Genomic DNA, 16209 nt, shown 5'->3' with positions numbered 1-16209 from the left:
ACGAGCGTAGGCCCGGCTCATAGGATTGTCTGTCGTGCGCCTCCGCCTCGACCTCGCCTACGACGGCACCGACTTCCACGGCTGGGCCGCCCAGCCGCGACTGCGGACCGTGCAGGGCGAGCTGACCGCCGCGCTGGCGACCGCGCTGCGGCTGCCGGCGGTCGACGTGGTCTGCGCCGGCCGCACCGACGCCGGCGTGCACGCCCGCGGGCAGGTCGTGCACCTGGACGTCGCGGAGCCGCCGGAGCTCGGGTCCCTGGTGCGGCGGCTGAACGGCATCCTGCCCGCCGACGTGCGGGTGCGTCGCGCGGCCGAGGCCGCGCCGGCGTTCGACGCCCGCTTCGGCGCGCTGTGGCGGCGCTACGCCTACCGGATCGCCGACACCCCGGCCGCCGTCGACCCGCTCACCCGGTCGCACGTGCTGGCCTGGCCGCGACCGCTCGACGAGGCCGCGATGAACGCCGCGTCGCTGCTGCTCGTGGGGCGGCACGACTTCGCCTCGTTCTGCAAGCAGCGCGAGGGCGCGACGACGATCCGGACCCTGGAGGAGCTGTCGTGGCGGCGTGACGACGGCGTCCTGGTCGGCACCGTGCGCGCGGACGCCTTCTGCCACAGCATGGTCCGGTCGCTGGTCGGCTGCCTGATCGCGATCGGCGAGGGACGCCGGCCCGTCGACTGGGCCGACGAGATCCTGCGCGCGGCGGTGCGCAGCTCGTCGGTCGCGGTCGTGCACGCCCACGGCCTCACGCTCGAGGAGGTCGGCTACCCGCCCGACGACGAGCTCGAGTCGCGGGTGCACCAGACGATGGCCCGCCGCCGCCCCGAGGAGATCGACGGATGACCGACCACTACTTCAGCGCCGACCCCTCGGTGCCGTTCGAGCGCGAGACCTTCACCTGCTCGGTCTGGGGCCACGAGCTCACGCTGGTGAGCGGCTCCGGCGTCTTCAGCCGCGGCCACCTCGACCACGCGACCGGGGTGCTCTTCCGCGAGACCGAGCCGCCGGTGCAGGGCCGGTTCCTCGACCTGGGCTGCGGGTACGGCGTGATCGGGCTGGCGATCGCCGCCGCCGTACCGCTCGCCTCGGTCACGGCGATCGACGTCAACGACCGCGCGATCGCGCTCGCCAACGAGAACGCCCGGGCGATGGGCGTCGCCGGCCGCTTCGTCGCGTGCCGCCCCGAGCAGGTGCCGACGGGGGACGAGTACGACGAGATCTGGTCGAACCCGCCGATCCGGATCGGCAAGGAGGCCCTGCACGACCTGCTGCTCACCTGGCTGCCCCGCCTGGCGCCGGGTGGCCGTGCGGTGATGGTGGTCGGCAAGAACCTCGGCGCTGACTCGCTGCAGCGCTGGCTCGACGACCAGGGCTGGCCGACCGCCCGGCTCGCCAGCGCCAAGGGGTTCCGGATCCTGGAGACGCGGCGGGCCTAGCTCGTGGCTTGGTCGACCTTCTGCTGCAGCCGGCGCATCCCGGCCAGCCAGCGGTCGGTGTCGGTCGCCCGCGCGGCGTAGTAGGCCGCCACCTCGGGGTGGGGGAGCACCAGGAACCGGCCCTCCCCGATGGCGGCCACGGCGGCGTCGGCGACCTGCTCGGGCTCGAGCGCGCTGTCGCGCGAGAGCAGGTCCTGGAGCGGGCCGGCGTCCTCGAGCATCTGGGTCCTCACGCCCTGCGGGCAGATCGCGTGCACGTCGACGCCTCGGGCACCGTAGGTGACCGAGAGCCACTCGGCGAAGCCGACCGCGGCGTGCTTGGTCACGGCGTACGGCGCGCTGCCGATCATCGTCAGCAGCCCGGCGGCCGACGCAGTGACCACGAAGCGGCCGCCCCGCCCGTCCCCGAGCCAGCGCGGCACGAGCTCGCGGGCGGCGCGGACGTGGGCCAGCACGTTCACGTCGACGATCTTGTCCCACGCGTCGTCCGGCGTCTGGAGGCTGTCGGGCCCGACCGCTCCGTCGATGCCGGCGTTGGCGAAGAAGACGTCGATCCGGCCGAGCGCGTCGGTGGCGCCGTCGACCAGTGCGCGCACGCCCTCGGCCGTGGCGACGTCGCCGGGCAGGGCGGTGCCGCCGACCTCGCCGGCGACCGCGCGCGCGGTGTCGGCGTCCAGGTCGTTGACCACGACCCGCGCCCCCTCGGCGGCCATCCGCACGGCGAGCGCGCGGCCGATGCCGCGCCCGGCACCGGTCACGACGACCCCGCGGCCCTCGATCAGCGGGTGCATCCCGGTCCTCCCGTCACGCCGCCTCCACCCGGTCGGGTCCTGCTTGTCCTTGACTAAGCGCTTGCTTACCATCTCCTCCATGAGCGCGTCCACCCCCATCCCGGCGCCGGACGGTGACGCCCGCACCCGGCTGGCCCGGGCGGCGCTCGACGCGTTCGCGGCGCGCGGCTTCCACGGCACGACGACCCGCGACATCTCGACGGCGGCGGGCATGAGTCCGGCGGCGCTCTACGTGCACCACCGCTCCAAGGAGGAGCTGCTCTTCGGGCTCTCCCGCGACGGGCACGAGCGGGTGCTGGAGCTGGTGCGCGCCTCGGTCGCGCGCTCCGTCGACCCGGTGCGGCAGCTGGGCGATCTGGTCGAGGACTTCGTGCGCGACCACGCCGTCGCGCACACCGGCGCCCGGGTCGTCAACTACGAGCTGGCGGCGCTCAGCGAGGAGCATCGCGCCCAGATCCTCGAGATCCGGCACCAGATCGACCTGGTGGTCCGCGAGGTCATCGACCGCGGCGTCGCCAGCGGCGCCTTCGCGACGCCCGACCCGCGGATGACCGCCTCGGCCGTGCTCTCCCTCGGCATCGACGTCGCCCGGTGGTACCGCGACGAGGGCCGGTGGTCCCCCGAGGAGGTGGCGGCGCACTACCGGCTGTTGGCCTTGCGGATGGCGGGGGCGAACGCGCCCGGACCGGCCTGAGCCGAGGCCGCCCGGGCCCGTCTGGTGCGGTTGGGTCGGCTGGGGTTTCTGGGACGGCTGGCTACGGTGGGGCAGCGATGACCTGGAGATACCGCCCCGAGCTCGACGGCCTTCGCTTCCTGGCCGTCTACACGATCATCCTCTACCACGCCCAGTCCGGCTGGGTCCCGGGCGGCTTCGTGTCGCTGGACCTGTTCTTCGTGCTGTCGGGCTTCCTCGTGCTGAACGTCGTGCTCGCCGAGATCGACGAACGCGGACGGCTGAGCCTGCTCGGCTTCTACGCGCGCCGGGTCCGGCGGCTGCTGCCCGCGGCCGTGCTCGCGATCGTGCTGATCAGCCTGGTCTTCGTGCTGACCGCGTCGCTGCCCGAGCGGCTGCCGCTGGTGCGCGACGCCCAGTCCGCGCTCCTCTACGTCGCGAACTGGCACTTCATCGCGGCCGCCAACGACTACTTCGCGACCGGCACCGACAAGAGCCCCTTCCTGCACTTCTGGTCGCTCTCGCTCGAGGAGCAGTTCTACTTCGTGTTCCCGCTGCTGGTCGTGCTCATGGTGCGGCTGGGCTGGCAGCACCGGAAGCGCTTCCTCGCCGTGCTGGTCGCGCTGATGCTGGCGTCGCTCGCGGCGCAGATCGCCTTCGCGCGGGTCGACGTCAACCGGGCCTACTACGGCACCGACACCCGCCTCTACCAGCTGCTCGCCGGCGCGGTCCTGGCCCTGGCCGTGCGCCACTACTGGCGCCCGCCGCCCGCCGGCTCGGAGAGCGGGCCCGGGTCGTCGCGACGCTGGAGCCTGCTCGGGCTGGCCGGCATCGGCTCGCTGCTCGTGCTCGTCATCGGCGTTCCCGACGTGTCGGTCTCGACCCGCGGCATCCTGGCCACGGTCGCCTCGGTGGCCGCGATCCTCGGGCTGTACGCCGCGCCGCTCTCGTGGCCGGCGCGGCTGCTGGGCGGGCAGGTGCCGGCGTACCTCGGCCAGATCTCCTACGGCACCTACCTCTACCACTGGCCGGTCATCCTGGTGCTCCTCCAGTTCCTCGACGTCCGCCCGTCCGTGCTCGCCCTGCTCACCGCCGGCATCGCGAGCGGCCTCGCGGCGCTGTCGTTCCAGGTGTTCGAGTCGCCGATCCGGCGATCGAGATGGCTCTCGCCCCGCCGCCGGACCACGGTGGTCAGCGGTCTCGCCGTCTCGGTGGCGATCGCCGTGGTGGTCGTGCCTCCGGTGCTCCGCAGCGAGCGGACCCCCGCGGTGCAGGCCGTCGGCGGCCCGCTCGCCGTCGACTCGTCCCCGGAGCTGCGGTCCGCGCTGGAGCGACGGGTGCCGGACCTCGACTACGAGAAGGTGGCGGCGGACCGCGGCCCGGCCGACACCTGGTGCACGCCCGACGACCTGGACGGGTGCCTGCTGGTCCCGGGCGAGGGCCGGCACGTGGTGCTGGTGGGCGACAGCCAGGCGCGGATGCTCGCCCCGGCGTTCCGGCGGCTCGCCGAGAAGCGCGGCTTCCGGCTCTCCATCGACATCGTGTCCTCGTGTCCGTGGCAGGACGGCCTCTACAACGCGTGGGCCTCGGACCAGAACCAGGAGCAGTGCCACGAGGCCCGCGACGACTTCTATCGCGAGACGCTGCCCCAGATGGAGCCCGACCTGGTCGTCGTGGCGTCGCTCGCGCGCAGTGCCGACCGCTGGCAGGGCCATGTCGTCGACCGCGACGGCGAGGCCGGCGACCTGCACCAGATGCAGCTGGAGGCGACCGAGCGCACCGCCGACCTGGTGCGCGACGCCGGTGCACCCCTGGTGATGGTGCACAGCATCATCGGCGCGGGCGGCTACGACGGCGAGGGCCGGCACCCGCTCGACTGCCTGGCCCGCGCGACGACGCTCGGCGACTGCGTGGTGCCGCACCCGGTCGAGCGGCCGACGGTGGACAGCTTCTACGACACGGTCGCCGCGCCGCGCGCCGACGTCGCGACGATCGATCTCAACCCGGTCGTCTGCCCGGATGCGCCGAGCTGCCTGCCGATGCTCGGCGGCGCCGTGGTCTGGCGCGACCAGAACCACCTCACGGGCACGCTGACGACCCGCGTCCGAGGCCAGATCTGGCGAGCGATCGAGGACACCGGGCTGCTCGAGGAGTAGGCCCCGGCCCGGTGTGACGTCGGTTGCGTCGGCCCGCGCGAAGTCGTGACCGTGAGCAGCCGGCGGCTACTGTGGCGCAGCGATGACCTGGAGATACCGCCCCGAGATCGACGGCCTGCGCACGGTCGCGGTGTACCTCGTCCTCCTCTACCACTCCGGCGCGGGCTGGGCGGCCGGCGGCTTCATCGGCGTCGACCTCTTCTTCGTGCTCTCGGGCTTCCTCGTGCTGAACGTGATGCTGGCCGAGGTCGACGAGCACGGCCGGTTGAGCCTCGGCGGCTTCTATGCCCGCCGGATCCGCCGGCTGCTGCCTGCCGCGGTGCTGGTGATCGTGGTGACCAGCCTGGTGTTCGTGCTGACGGCGTCGCTGCCCGAGCGGCTGCCGCTGGTGCGCGACGCGCAGTCCGCGCTCCTCTACGTGTCGAACTGGCACTTCATCTCCGCCGCCAGCGACTACTTCGCGACCGACACCGACAAGAGTCCCTTCCTGCACTTCTGGTCGCTGTCGATCGAGGAGCAGTTCTACTTCGTGTTCCCGCTGCTGGTCGCGCTGATGGTCAAGCTCGGCAAGCACCGCGGCCGGCTCTTCCTCGCGGTGCTGCTCACCCTCGGTGCGGCGTCCCTGGTGGCCCAGATCGCCTATGCCCAGGTCGACGTCAACCGGGCCTACTACGGCACCGACACCCGCCTGTACCAGCTGCTCGCGGGCGCGGCGCTGGCCGTCGCGTTCCGGGAGTTCGGCCGCGCCGGGCCGGGCTCCGGCGACCGGCGCTGGTCGCCCGCGCTCGGCACCGTCGTCGGCGGACTCGGCGTGGCGGGGCTGCTGCTCCTCTCCAGCGGCCTCCTCGACCTGTCGATCTCTGCGCGCGGCATCGCCGCCGCCGCGGCGTCGGTCGCCGCGATCGCCGGTGTGTACGCCGTGCCGGGCTCGCCGCTCGCGCGGCTGTTGGGCCGACCGACCCCGGCGTACCTCGGCAAGATCTCCTACGGCACCTACCTGTGGCACTGGCCCGTGATCCTGGTGCTCGGCCAGCTCTTCGACGTCGACGCCTGGGTGCTTGCGCTCCTGGCCGGTGCCATCGCGACCGGACTGGCCGCGCTCTCGTTCCAGGTCTACGAGACGCCGATCCGGCGGTCGCCGCGGTTGGCCCCGCGCCGTTGGGCCAGCGTGGTCGGCGGCCTGGCGCTGTCGGTGCTGGTCGCGCTGGTCGTCGTCCCGCCGGTGCTCGAGAGCGACCGCGCGCCCGCCGTGCAGGCCGGCGCGCAGGCCGGCACCGCGGTGCCGGCCTCGGTCTCGGCCGAGCTGGAGGAGCCGGTGCCCGACATCGACTTCCGAGCAGTGTCCGACGACCGCGGTCCCGACGACCAGTGGTGCACCCCCGACGCCGTCGAGGACTGCCTGATGACCCCCGGCGACGGACGGACCGTGGTGCTCGTCGGCGACAGCCAGGCGCGGATGCTCGCCCCGGCCTTCGAGCGGATGGCCGAGGAGCACGGCTTCCGGCTGTACGTCGACATCGTGTCGTCGTGTCCGTGGCAGGACGGCCTCTACAACGCGTGGGCCTCGGCGCAGAACCAGGCCCAGTGTCACGAGGCCCGCGACGACTTCTATCGCGAGACGCTGCCCCAGATGGAGCCCGACCTCGTGGTCACGACGTCGCTCGCGCGCAGTGCCGACCGCTGGCAGGGCCACGTGGTCGACCGCGACGGCGAGGCCGGCGACCTGCACCAGATGCAGCTGGAGGCGACCGAGCGCACCGCCGACCTGGTGCGCGACGCCGGTGCACCCCTGGTGATGGTGCACAGCATCATGGGCACCGGTGGCTTCGACAGCGAAGGTCCCGACCCGCTCGACTGCCTGGCCCGCGCGTCGACGCTCGGCGACTGTGTGGTCGTGCCCCCGCTGGAGCGACCGACCGTCGACAGCTTCTACGACACGGTCGCCACCAGCCGCGACGACGCCGCGGCCATCGACGTGAACCCGATCGTGTGCCCCGACGCTCCGGTCTGCCTGCCCGTGCTCGACGACGTGGTCGTCTGGCGCAACGTCGACCACCTCACCGGCGACATCGGCGTCGCACGGAGCGAGGAGATCTGGGCCGCGATCGAGGACACGGGGCTCCTGTCGGACTGAGGCCCCGCCGCCGCGTCGTACCTGACCAGAGTGCTGTGGATCCGCAGATTTCACGACACTCAGGTCAGGTACGACGGTGACTCGCGGGTCGCACCTCGATCACCGGGCGAGCGGTGGGCTGGCAGGATCGGGGCCATGAGCTACCAGGCCGCCGACAACCGCTACGAGACCGATGCGACCGGGATGGAGTACCGCTACACGGGGCGGAGCGGACTCCGGCTCCCGGCGATCTCACTCGGGCTGTGGCAGAACTTCGGGACCGACCGGCCGGAGGAGACCCAGCGGGCGATCGTGCGCCGGGCGTTCGACCGCGGGGTGACGCACTTCGACCTCGCGAACAACTACGGACCGCCGTACGGCCGCGCTGAGGAGAACTTCGGTCGCTACCTCGCAGACGACCTCAGGCCCTACCGCGACGAGCTGGTGATCTCGACGAAGGCGGGCTACGACATGTGGCCGGGTCCGTACGGCCAGGGCGGCGGCTCCCGCAAGTACCTGCTCGCCTCGCTCGACCAGTCGCTGAGCCGGATGGGCCTCGACTACGTCGACATCTTCTACAGCCACCGCTTCGACCCCGAGACGCCGTTGGAGGAGACGATCGGTGCCCTCGACCACGCCGTGCGGCAGGGCAAGGCGCTGTACGTCGGCATCTCGTCGTACTCGGCCGCCCAGACCCGCGAGGCCGCGTCGATCGCGCGCGAGCTCGGGACGCCGCTGCTGATCCACCAGCCGTCGTACTCCATGCTCAACCGCTGGATCGAGCGCGACCTGCTCGACGAGCTCGAGGCGCAGGGGATGGGGTGCATCGTGTTCACCGCGCTCGCCCAGGGCCTGCTCACCGACCGGTACCTCGACGGCGTGCCCGCCGACTCGCGCGCCGCCCGCGACGGGTCCTCGATCGGCGACACCCACCTCGACGAGTCGACGCTGCAGCACGTGCGCCGGCTCAACGAGATCGCGCAGGCGCGTGGCCAGAAGCTCGCCCAGCTCGCCCTCCAGTGGGCGCTGCGCGACGCTCGGGTCACCTCGGCAGTGATCGGGGCGAGCTCCGTCGCGCAGCTCGACACCAACCTCGACGCGCTCTCCGGCCCGCCGCTGACCGAGGAGGAGCTGCGGCTGATCGACGAGGACGCCGTCGAGGCGGGGATCAACCTGTGGGTCACCGAGTCCGACGAGTGAGCCGGCCGGGCACCGACCTCAGCGGACGGTGACGCGGGCCGTGCCTCTGGCCCGGGCGTCCCGCAGCGTGCTGGTCACCGTGGTCCCGGTGTAGGTCACGACCAGCCGGCCCCGCTTCTTCGCGCGGAACGAGAGCCGGGCCTGCTGCACGCCCTTCTTCGCCGTGGGCCCGAGCCGGAGCTTGCCGATCTTGACGGTCCTGCCGCGGGCGGGGTCGAAGACGACGGTGACGGTACGCCGCGGCCCGCCGGGCGCCGCGGCGAGCCGGACCTTCCACGTGGCCCGCGTGCCGGCCGGCACGACGCGCCTGCCCGGGGTGACCCGCAGCGAGCTCGCGACAGTCCGGACGGTCGGGCCGGGCACGGTGGGGACCGGGCTCGGCGGCGCGCTCGGGACGGGGGGCGTCGTGGGTGGCGCCGTGGGTGTCGGCGCCGGGTCCCGGGTCCAGATCGCCAGCGTGCTCTGGTCGAAGGAGCTGAACACCAGCTCGTTGGTGCCGTTGCCGTTCAGGTCGACCACCACGGCGCCGCCGGCCTGCCCGAAGTGCTCGTCGGGCCCGGTCAGCCGATGGAGCGTGGTGTCGCCCTCGTCGTTCTCGACCCACCAGAGCCGGCGGTCGCCGTCGCCGGAGACCAGCAGGTCCACGTCGCGGTCGCCGTCGATGTCGCCGTACCCGAAGACGCCGGGGGCGCCCTGGCCGTAGCCGTAGCGCGCGGTGATCTGGTCGCTGAAGGTCTGGTAGGTGGCGTGGTACGGCGACGGGCACGCCGGCCCCGGGGTGGCGGGGTCGGACAGCGTGGTGAGGCCCCAGTTGCCGGTCGGGTCGGTGCCCGGGTCGAACTCGATGACCTGCTCGGGCACCGGCAGGATCGACCCGAACGTGCAGCGGTTGACGTGGTTGGTGCCGATCCACGACAGCGTGCCGGGGCCGCGGAAGTCCGGCACCGGGCGGATCTGGAAGCCCATGCCGACGCCGCGGCCGGCCGGGCTGTCGGCCAGGGTCGCGATGGTGTGGAGGGTGAAGTCGCTCTCGGTCAGCACGCCGTCGTCGTCCTGGTTCTCCAGCCACAGGAAGGTCGAGCCGGTCGCCGAGTTGAAGGTGCGGAAGTACTGCGAGGTGATGATGTCGAGGTCGTCGTCGCCGTCGACGTCGTGGACCACGGGCTGGCTGCCCCCGAGGTCGGTGGCGAGCACGACCGGGTCGTCGAAGGTCAGGTCCTCGTTGCCCTTGAAGAAGTGCGTCTCGACGGCGTCGTCGGTCAGCTCGCCGGCGATCCGACCCTCCTCGGCGACGCTGAGGATGTCCCTGACGCCGTCCCCGTCGAGGTCGACGTACTGCACGCCGTGGTACGACGCGGCCCGGCCCGACACGATGGTGTGCTCGGCGAAGGGGACGCCGGGTCCCCGGTTCTCCCACCAGGTGATGGCGCCGGTCGAGCCCAGCCAGGCCGGCGCCGCCGGATCGGTGCCGAAGAAGTAGCCGGACGGCACGATGATGTCGTTGTCGCCGTCCCCGTCGACGTCGTCGATGGTGGTGGCGTTGGGGAAGACGATGCCGGCGTCCGCGTCGAAGACCGTGACCTTGGTCCAGGTGTCGAGGCTCGCCCCGGGCCGGTAGATCTGGAGGGTCCCGCCGCCGACGGGGCGGCCGCCGCCGTCGAGGGCGCCGTAGCCGCTGGTCACGATGTCCTGCTCGCCGGCGTAGATCTGGCCGACCGAGGTGAAGCTGGCCCCGCTGACGGTGCTGTCGACGTCCACCCGTCGGAAGGCCGGAGGCCCGCCGGCGCTCTCCTCGGCGTTCGCCGGCAGGACGGCGACCACCGCCGGCACGGCCGCGACGCACGCGACGGAGAGGGCCGCCACGAGCGGGCGGCGACGGGGTCGGGGGTGCGGCCGGTGGTGGCTGTCGGTCACGGCGAGGTCCTTCGGCTCAGGGCGGGAGGGTGCTCACCGTGACACTTTCTCGAACAATATGAAATATATTCTACGAAGTTTCTCGGATCCCGGCTACTCGACGTCGCTCGGGGCCGGCGCCTCCGCGGGCCGCTGGCGACTGTTCTCCCAGAGCTGGCATCCGATCAGCACCGCGGCCGCGAGCAGCGCGCCCGCGACCACGTCGATGACGTAGTGCTCGGCGTAGTAGACGAGGGCAGTGCACATCGCGAGGGGGTAGAGCGCGAGCAGCCAGCGCCAGTGCGACCGCAGGCGCTGGATGCCGTAGCCGGCGATCAGGAAGGTGATGCCGGCGTGCAGCGACGGCATCGCCGCGACCGGGTTGCCGACGCCGTGCAGGATCAGGTCGACCCGGTCCAGGCCGATGTCGGACCAGCCGCGCCCGGTGATGCGGGTGACCTGGGCGCCGAGCCGGCCCTCCTCCGAGGCCATCCACGGCGGCGCCATCGGGTAGAGGATGTAGACGGCGAGGGCGCCGAAGTTGATCGCCAGGTAGCGCCGCATCCAGCGGACCCAGGCCGGGCGGTTGCGCACCCAGAGCACCGCCGCGATCGTCAGGCCGGTGACGAAGTGGGTCGCGTAGACCGTCGTGAAGAAGAGGTCGTACCAGCGCGGCTCGCTGTCGCGCAGGCACGGGTCCCCGCACCACGCCTCCTGGAGCCGCTGCGTCGGCGTCTGCCCGCCACCGAGCCACTCGTCGACGTGGATGGGCATCATCACGTGGACGGGCAGGCCGAGCTCGTCGGTCAGGCCGCGGCTGAAGAAGTAGATGACCAGTCCGACGACCGGCAGCCACCAGTCCTTGAGGAAGTTGAGGTGGTAGCGCGGGCGCGCCTCGATGTTCCACGCCACGGTGCCGAGCCACAGCCAGAGGAAGACCTGGACGGTGTCGTTGGGGATGCCCAGGGTCAGCGACCAGGTCGTCAGCGCCGCGGCGTACGCCGTCATCGCCAGGGCGCGGACCTTGCGTCGGGTGCGGGGGTGGGGGACCGGCCGGAGGGTGGTGGCGACGCGGGTCTCGTCGATCTCCACGCCCTGGCCCATGCGGGGATTCTAGAGAGCCCGACCGACGGCCATGCCGAGCACCGGCAAAACCAGGTGCCACGGTCGGGCGGATCGCGGACAATCCTGGGTCGTGGGACACGTGGACGTGGCGGGCGTGAGGTACGAGCTGCCGGACGGGCGGGTGCTGCTCGACGACGTCTCATTCCGGGTCGGCGAGGGTGCCAAGGTGGCGCTGGTCGGGGCGAACGGCGCGGGCAAGACGACGCTGTTGCGCATCATCACCGGCGAGCTCGCGCCGCACGCCGGCGTGGTGACCCGCTCCGGCGGCCTCGGGGTGATGCGGCAGATGGTCGGCGCCGGGCTCGGCGCGGATCCCACGGTCGCCGACCTGCTGCGCAGCGTCGCCCCGCCGCGGATCCGGGCGGCCGCCGAGGAGGTCGACGCCTGCGAGCGGGCGCTGATGGACGTCGACGACGAGAAGACCCAGATGCGCTACGCCGGCGCCCTCGCGGAGTACGCCGACGCGGGTGGCTACGACCTCGAGGTCACCTGGGACGTGTGCACGATGGCCGGGCTCGGCGTCCCCTACGAGCGGGCGAAGTACCGCGAGCTGAGCACGCTCTCCGGCGGTGAGCAGAAGCGCCTGGTGCTGGAGTACCTCCTCCGCGGTCCCGACGAGGTGCTGCTGCTCGACGAGCCGGACAACTACCTCGACGTACCCGGCAAGATCTGGCTCGAGGGGCGGATCCGCGAGTCGGACAAGACGATCCTGATGATCAGCCACGACCGCGAGCTGCTGAACAACACCGCCACCCGCGTCGTGACCGTCGAGCTCGGCAGTGCGGGCAACCTGGTCTGGACGCACCCGGGCGGCTTCGCGTCGTACCACGAGGCCCGCCGCGCCCGGTTCGAGCGCTTCGAGGAGCTGCGCAAGCGCTGGGACGAGGAGCACGCCAAGCTGCGCGCGCAGATGCTGATGTACAAGCAGAAGGCGGCGTACAACGCCGACATGGCCAGCCGCTACCAGGCCGCGCAGACCCGGCTGCGCCGGTTCGAGGAGGCGGGACCGCCCACCGAGCAGCCGCGCGAGCAGCAGGTGACGATGCGCCTCAAGGGCGGCCGCACCGGCAAGCGCGCGGTCGTCTGCGAGCGGCTCGAGTTGACCGGCCTGATGCGGCCCTTCGACCTCGAGGTCTGGTACGGCGAGCGGGTGGCGGTGCTCGGGTCCAACGGCTCGGGCAAGTCCCACTTCCTGCGGTTGCTCGCCGCCGGCGGCACTCGGCCCGACAAGGAGCACGAGCCCGTCGGCGATGTCGAGATCACGCCCGTGCAGCACCGCGGGATGGCGCGGCTCGGCGCGCGGGTGCGGCCCGGCTGGTTCGTGCAGACCCACGAGCACCCCGAGCTGATCGGCCGGACGCTGCTGGAGATCCTGCACCGCGGCAACGAGCACCGGGACGGCATGGGCCGTGAGCAGGCCAGCCGGGTGCTGGACCGCTACGAGCTCGCGCATGCGGGTGAGCAACGCTTCGAGTCGCTCAGCGGCGGGCAGCAGGCGCGCTTCCAAATCCTGCTGCTCGAGCTGTCCGGGGCGACGCTGCTGCTCCTCGACGAGCCGACCGACAACCTCGACGTGCAGTCCGCGGAGGCGCTCGAGGACGGCCTGGGGGCGTTCGAGGGCACCGTGCTCGCGGTGACCCACGACCGGTGGTTCGCCCGCGGCTTCGACCGGTTCCTCGTGTACGGCGCCGACGGCGGCGTCTACGAGTCCGACGAGCCGGTGTGGGACGAGACCCGGGTGGAGCGCGCCCGGTGAGCCGGATGCGGATCGTCGAGGTCGACGCCGGTGATCCGGCCAGCTTCGACCCGTGGCACCGGGCGTACGCCGCCGCGGAGCTCGCGATCGGCCCCGACGTGGCCTCGCCGTGGCAGCTCGAGGAGGTGCGGGCGATAATGCTGCACCAGGGCAGCCGAGCCTGGACCGCGGGATGGAGCGGCCTCGTCGACGGCCGGGTCGTCTGCTCGGGCTGGCTGCGCACGCCGCTGCTCGATAACACCGATCGGGCCGAGCTGATGGTGCACACCGTGCCGGACGCGCGTCGGCGCGGGCATGCGACGGCGATGCTCGAGCACCTCGAGGCGGTGGCGCGGGAGCGCGGCCGCAGCATCCTCGGCGCAGAGGCGTCCTGGCCGTACGCCGTCGGTGCCGAGGGGCACAGCGAGCCGGGGCCGGCGTTCGCGTACGCCCGCGGCTACGACCTGGCCCTCGGGGACGTGAAGCGCCTCCTCCGGCTGCCCGTCGGCGAGGAGCTGCTCGATGGCCTGGCCGCGGCGGCCGCGCCACACCATGTCGGCTACGTCCTGCGCTCCTGGGTCGGTCCGGTCCCCGACGACCTGCTCGTGGGCTGGGCGCGCCTGGTGGCGTCCCTGGCGATCGAGGCGCCGACCGGCGAGCTGTCGGTCGAGGCGGAGTCCGCGGACCCGGCCGTCGTCCGCGAGGACGAGGCGCTGCTCGCGAAGCAGGGCCGCACGAAGTACAACACCGTCGCCGTCGCACCCGACGGCGACGTGGTCGCCTACACCGACGTCGTGACGACCGTCCACGAGCCGGGCCGCGCCTACCAGTGGGGCACGCTGGTCCGCCGCGATGCTCGCGGGCACCGGCTGGGCATCGCCGTGAAGGTCGCGAACCTGCGGCTGCTCCAGGCCCAGGCGCGGGACATCACGCTGCTCACGACGTACAACGCCGAGGTGAACCGGCAGATGATCGAGGTCAACGAGCGGCTCGGGTTCACGCCGGTGGCCCGACTGGGAGAGTTCCAGAAGCGGCTCTGAACCGACGAGAAGGGGCCCCACCGGCCGACGGGAGACGGACCTGCTGGCCGGTGGGGCCCTGCACCCTCCCGGGTCTCGGGCGCGGGAGGGAGTCGGGGGGTCAGGAGTCGGACGTGTTGGCGTCCGAGTCGAGCGTGAGCGTCGCGGTCTTCTGGTCGCCGTCGTGGGTGAAGGTGACGGTGACCTTGTCACCGGGTCGGTAGGACCGGATGGTGGCGACCAGGGAGTCGGCACCGGTGATCAGGTGGTCGTCGACCTTCGTGATCACGTCGCCCTTGGCGATGCCCGCGTCGGCCGCGGTGGAGCCGTTGCTGACGGTCTGAACCTCGGCACCCTGCACGACCTCGGCGCCGTTCTGGTTCGCGACGTCGCTCACCGAGATGCCGAGCCGGGCATGGGTCGGGGTCTCGCCGTTGCGCATCTGGTCGACGATCGGGAGGACCTCGTCGATCGGGATCGCGAAGCCGAGACCGATCGAGCCGGACTCGCCACCGGAGCTGGCGGTGCGGATCGAGGAGTTGATGCCGACGACGTTGCCGTTCATGTCGACCAGTGCGCCGCCGCTGTTGCCGGGGTTGATCGCGGCGTCGGTCTGGATCGCCGGGTACGTCGTGCTGGTGCCCTCGCTGTCGCTGCCGACGTCGACCGGCCGGTTCAGCGCACTCACGATGCCGCTGGTGACCGTCGAGTCGAGGCCGAACGGCGAGCCGATCGCGACCACGCTCTCGCCGACCTTGAGGTCGCTGGACTTGCCGATGGTCGCGGGCGTGAGGCCCGAGACGCCCTCGGCCTTGATCACCGCGGTGTCGGTGAGCGGGTCGGTGCCGACGATGGTGGCCTTGGCCGACGAGCCGTCGTTGAAGAAGACGGTCATCGCGCCGCCGTTGCCCGCGATCGACGCCACGTGGTTGTTGGTGAGGATCTCGCCGTCGGAGCTGAGGATGATGCCCGATCCGGAGCCGGAGCCCTGGCTGCCGCTCACGTCGATCTTGACGACGGAGGGGAGGACCTTCGCGGCCACCTGCTCGACGGACCCGGAGGCGGCCGGGGTGTCGGGGGTGTCGACGACCTGGGAGGTGGTCGTGTGCTGGCCGCCGCCGGTCGAGCCGTTGCCGTCGTCGAGGGCGCTCCACGCGGCCGCCCCGCCGAGGCCGGCGCCGGCGCCCACCACGAGCGCGGTCGTGACGACCGCGGCGGCCAGGCCGGCCCGTCGCGGGCGACGCTGGACCGGGAGCGTGGCCGTCTGCTGCGCGGCCGGGTCGGCGGCGTAGGAGTCGGCGGCGTACGGGTCCGCGGCGTACGGGTTGGTCGGCGGCGCCTCCGGGGGCGGTCCCTGCGGAACCGGGTACGAGAAGTACGGGTTCTGCTGCTGCGGGCCCTGGGGCTGGCCCTGCTGGCCCGGCTGCGGGGTGGTGGGCTGCTCGTCGGTCATGCGTCCACTGTGTGGGTCTCGCCTGTGACCAACCTGAGACGGCGCTGGGCGGCCTCGAAGAACTCCGGGGTGGGTCAGCCGTTGTCGTCGGGTGGCTCGGTGGCCAGGGTCATCTTCTTCAGCAGCGCCGCCAGGATGCTGCGCTCGTCGGCGGTCAGGGCGTGCACGACCTCGTCCTCGGCGCGGCCGCGCAGGTTCATGGCGCGGCGCCAGATCGCCGCGCCGCTGCGGGTGATCTCGATCGAGACCCGGCGACGGTCGTCGGCGTCGGCACGGCGCTGGACCCAGCCGGCCCTCTCGAGCGCATCCAGCCGTCCGGTCATGCCGGCGTTGCTGATGCCCAGGTCCGCGGCCAGCGCCGACGGGCTGGCATGACCCGGGGTGTCGCGGATCATCAGCTGGTGCAGGGTGTCGTACTCGAAGTCCTGGAGGCCGACCTCGGCGAGCGCCTGCTGGCTGGTGATCTTGAAGTGCCGCTTCAGTCGCTCGATGCGCACCACGATCGCCTCGACGTCGTCCTCGAACGTCACGTCGATCCAGTGGTCCCGCCACCGGGCGACGTGGCGGTCGGCCCAGTCCTCGCGGTCCTGCCCCGTGTCGCTCACGGGGTAGATGCT

The 16209-nt window shown here is 72.5% G+C and carries 13 protein-coding genes; 8 read left to right on the top strand and 5 right to left on the bottom strand.

The genetic code is table 11. The features are described from left to right. The first annotated feature begins 34 nt into the window (after positions 1 to 34). Both truA and KM427_RS21570 read left to right on the top strand, forming a co-directional pair. Positions 35 to 841 carry a tRNA pseudouridine(38-40) synthase TruA gene (gene truA, locus KM427_RS21575; protein ID WP_183591851.1) on the top strand — a complete coding sequence of 269 codons (807 nt, stop codon included), beginning with the start codon at positions 35 to 37 and terminating at the stop codon, positions 839 to 841. After that, positions 838 to 1434, top strand: a complete 597-nt coding sequence (locus KM427_RS21570; protein WP_215525263.1) for a class I SAM-dependent methyltransferase — start codon at positions 838 to 840, stop codon at positions 1432 to 1434. Before truA ends, KM427_RS21570 begins: the two co-directional genes overlap by 4 nt. Here KM427_RS21570 and KM427_RS21565 read toward each other — a convergent pair. Further along, positions 1431 to 2225 carry an SDR family oxidoreductase gene (locus KM427_RS21565; RefSeq protein WP_183591849.1) on the bottom strand — a complete coding sequence of 265 codons (795 nt, stop codon included), beginning with the start codon at positions 2223 to 2225 and terminating at the stop codon, positions 1431 to 1433. The genes KM427_RS21570 and KM427_RS21565 overlap by 4 nt on opposite strands. A 79-nt stretch (positions 2226 to 2304) precedes the next feature. Between KM427_RS21565 and KM427_RS21560 the strand changes: the two genes are divergently transcribed. The 4 genes from KM427_RS21560 to mgrA all read left to right on the top strand — a co-directional run bounded on the left by KM427_RS21560 (position 2305) and on the right by mgrA (position 8367). Beyond that, on the top strand, positions 2305 to 2919 hold the full coding sequence (locus KM427_RS21560; RefSeq protein ID WP_183591848.1) for a TetR/AcrR family transcriptional regulator: 615 nt from the start codon (positions 2305 to 2307) through the stop codon (positions 2917 to 2919). 77 nt (positions 2920 to 2996) lie between these two features. Further along, positions 2997 to 5054, top strand: coding sequence for an acyltransferase family protein (locus KM427_RS25765; protein WP_215525262.1), 2058 nt, complete (start codon positions 2997 to 2999; stop codon positions 5052 to 5054). 82 nt (positions 5055 to 5136) lie between these two features. Further along, entirely contained in the window at positions 5137 to 7188 is a 2052-nt protein-coding gene (locus KM427_RS21550) for an acyltransferase family protein (protein ID WP_215525261.1), read from the top strand. 135 nt (positions 7189 to 7323) lie between these two features. Further along, positions 7324 to 8367: an L-glyceraldehyde 3-phosphate reductase gene (gene mgrA, locus KM427_RS21545; RefSeq protein WP_215525260.1), complete on the top strand. Its 1044-nt coding sequence runs from the start codon at positions 7324 to 7326 to the stop codon at positions 8365 to 8367. 18 nt (positions 8368 to 8385) lie between these two features. Here mgrA and KM427_RS21540 read toward each other — a convergent pair whose 3' ends face one another. Together KM427_RS21540 and KM427_RS21535 are read right to left on the bottom strand one after the other, a co-directional pair. Continuing rightward, a complete protein-coding gene (locus tag KM427_RS21540; RefSeq protein ID WP_215525259.1) occupies positions 8386 to 10281 on the bottom strand; it encodes an FG-GAP repeat domain-containing protein in 1896 nt (631 codons plus the stop codon). 93 nt (positions 10282 to 10374) lie between these two features. Next, a complete protein-coding gene (locus tag KM427_RS21535) occupies positions 10375 to 11364 on the bottom strand; it encodes a phosphatase PAP2 family protein (RefSeq protein WP_215525258.1) in 990 nt (329 codons plus the stop codon). Between the two features lie 91 nt (positions 11365 to 11455). Between KM427_RS21535 and KM427_RS21530 the strand changes: the two genes are divergently transcribed. Together KM427_RS21530 and KM427_RS21525 are read left to right on the top strand one after the other, a co-directional pair. Then, on the top strand, positions 11456 to 13141 hold the full coding sequence (locus KM427_RS21530) for an ABC-F family ATP-binding cassette domain-containing protein (RefSeq protein WP_215525257.1): 1686 nt from the start codon (positions 11456 to 11458) through the stop codon (positions 13139 to 13141). 5 nt (positions 13142 to 13146) lie between these two features. After that, on the top strand, positions 13147 to 14160 hold the full coding sequence (locus KM427_RS21525) for a GNAT family N-acetyltransferase (protein WP_353846989.1): 1014 nt from the start codon (positions 13147 to 13149) through the stop codon (positions 14158 to 14160). A gap of 100 nt (positions 14161 to 14260) precedes the next feature. Here the strand turns inward: KM427_RS21525 and KM427_RS21520 are convergent, their stop codons facing one another. Next, positions 14261 to 15592 carry a S1C family serine protease gene (locus KM427_RS21520; protein ID WP_215525255.1) on the bottom strand — a complete coding sequence of 444 codons (1332 nt, stop codon included), beginning with the start codon at positions 15590 to 15592 and terminating at the stop codon, positions 14261 to 14263. A 74-nt stretch (positions 15593 to 15666) separates the two neighbouring features. Then, positions 15667 to 16197 (bottom strand): MarR family winged helix-turn-helix transcriptional regulator, encoded by a 531-nt coding sequence (locus KM427_RS21515; RefSeq protein ID WP_183591839.1) that lies wholly within the window; start codon positions 16195 to 16197, stop codon positions 15667 to 15669. Positions 16198 to 16209: the final 12 nt, after the last annotated feature.

This window comes from Nocardioides sp. LMS-CY (assembly GCF_018732145.1).
In the GTDB taxonomy this organism is placed as follows: domain Bacteria; phylum Actinomycetota; class Actinomycetes; order Propionibacteriales; family Nocardioidaceae; genus Nocardioides; species Nocardioides soli.
This window is presented reverse-complemented; position numbering and strand designations above follow the sequence as displayed.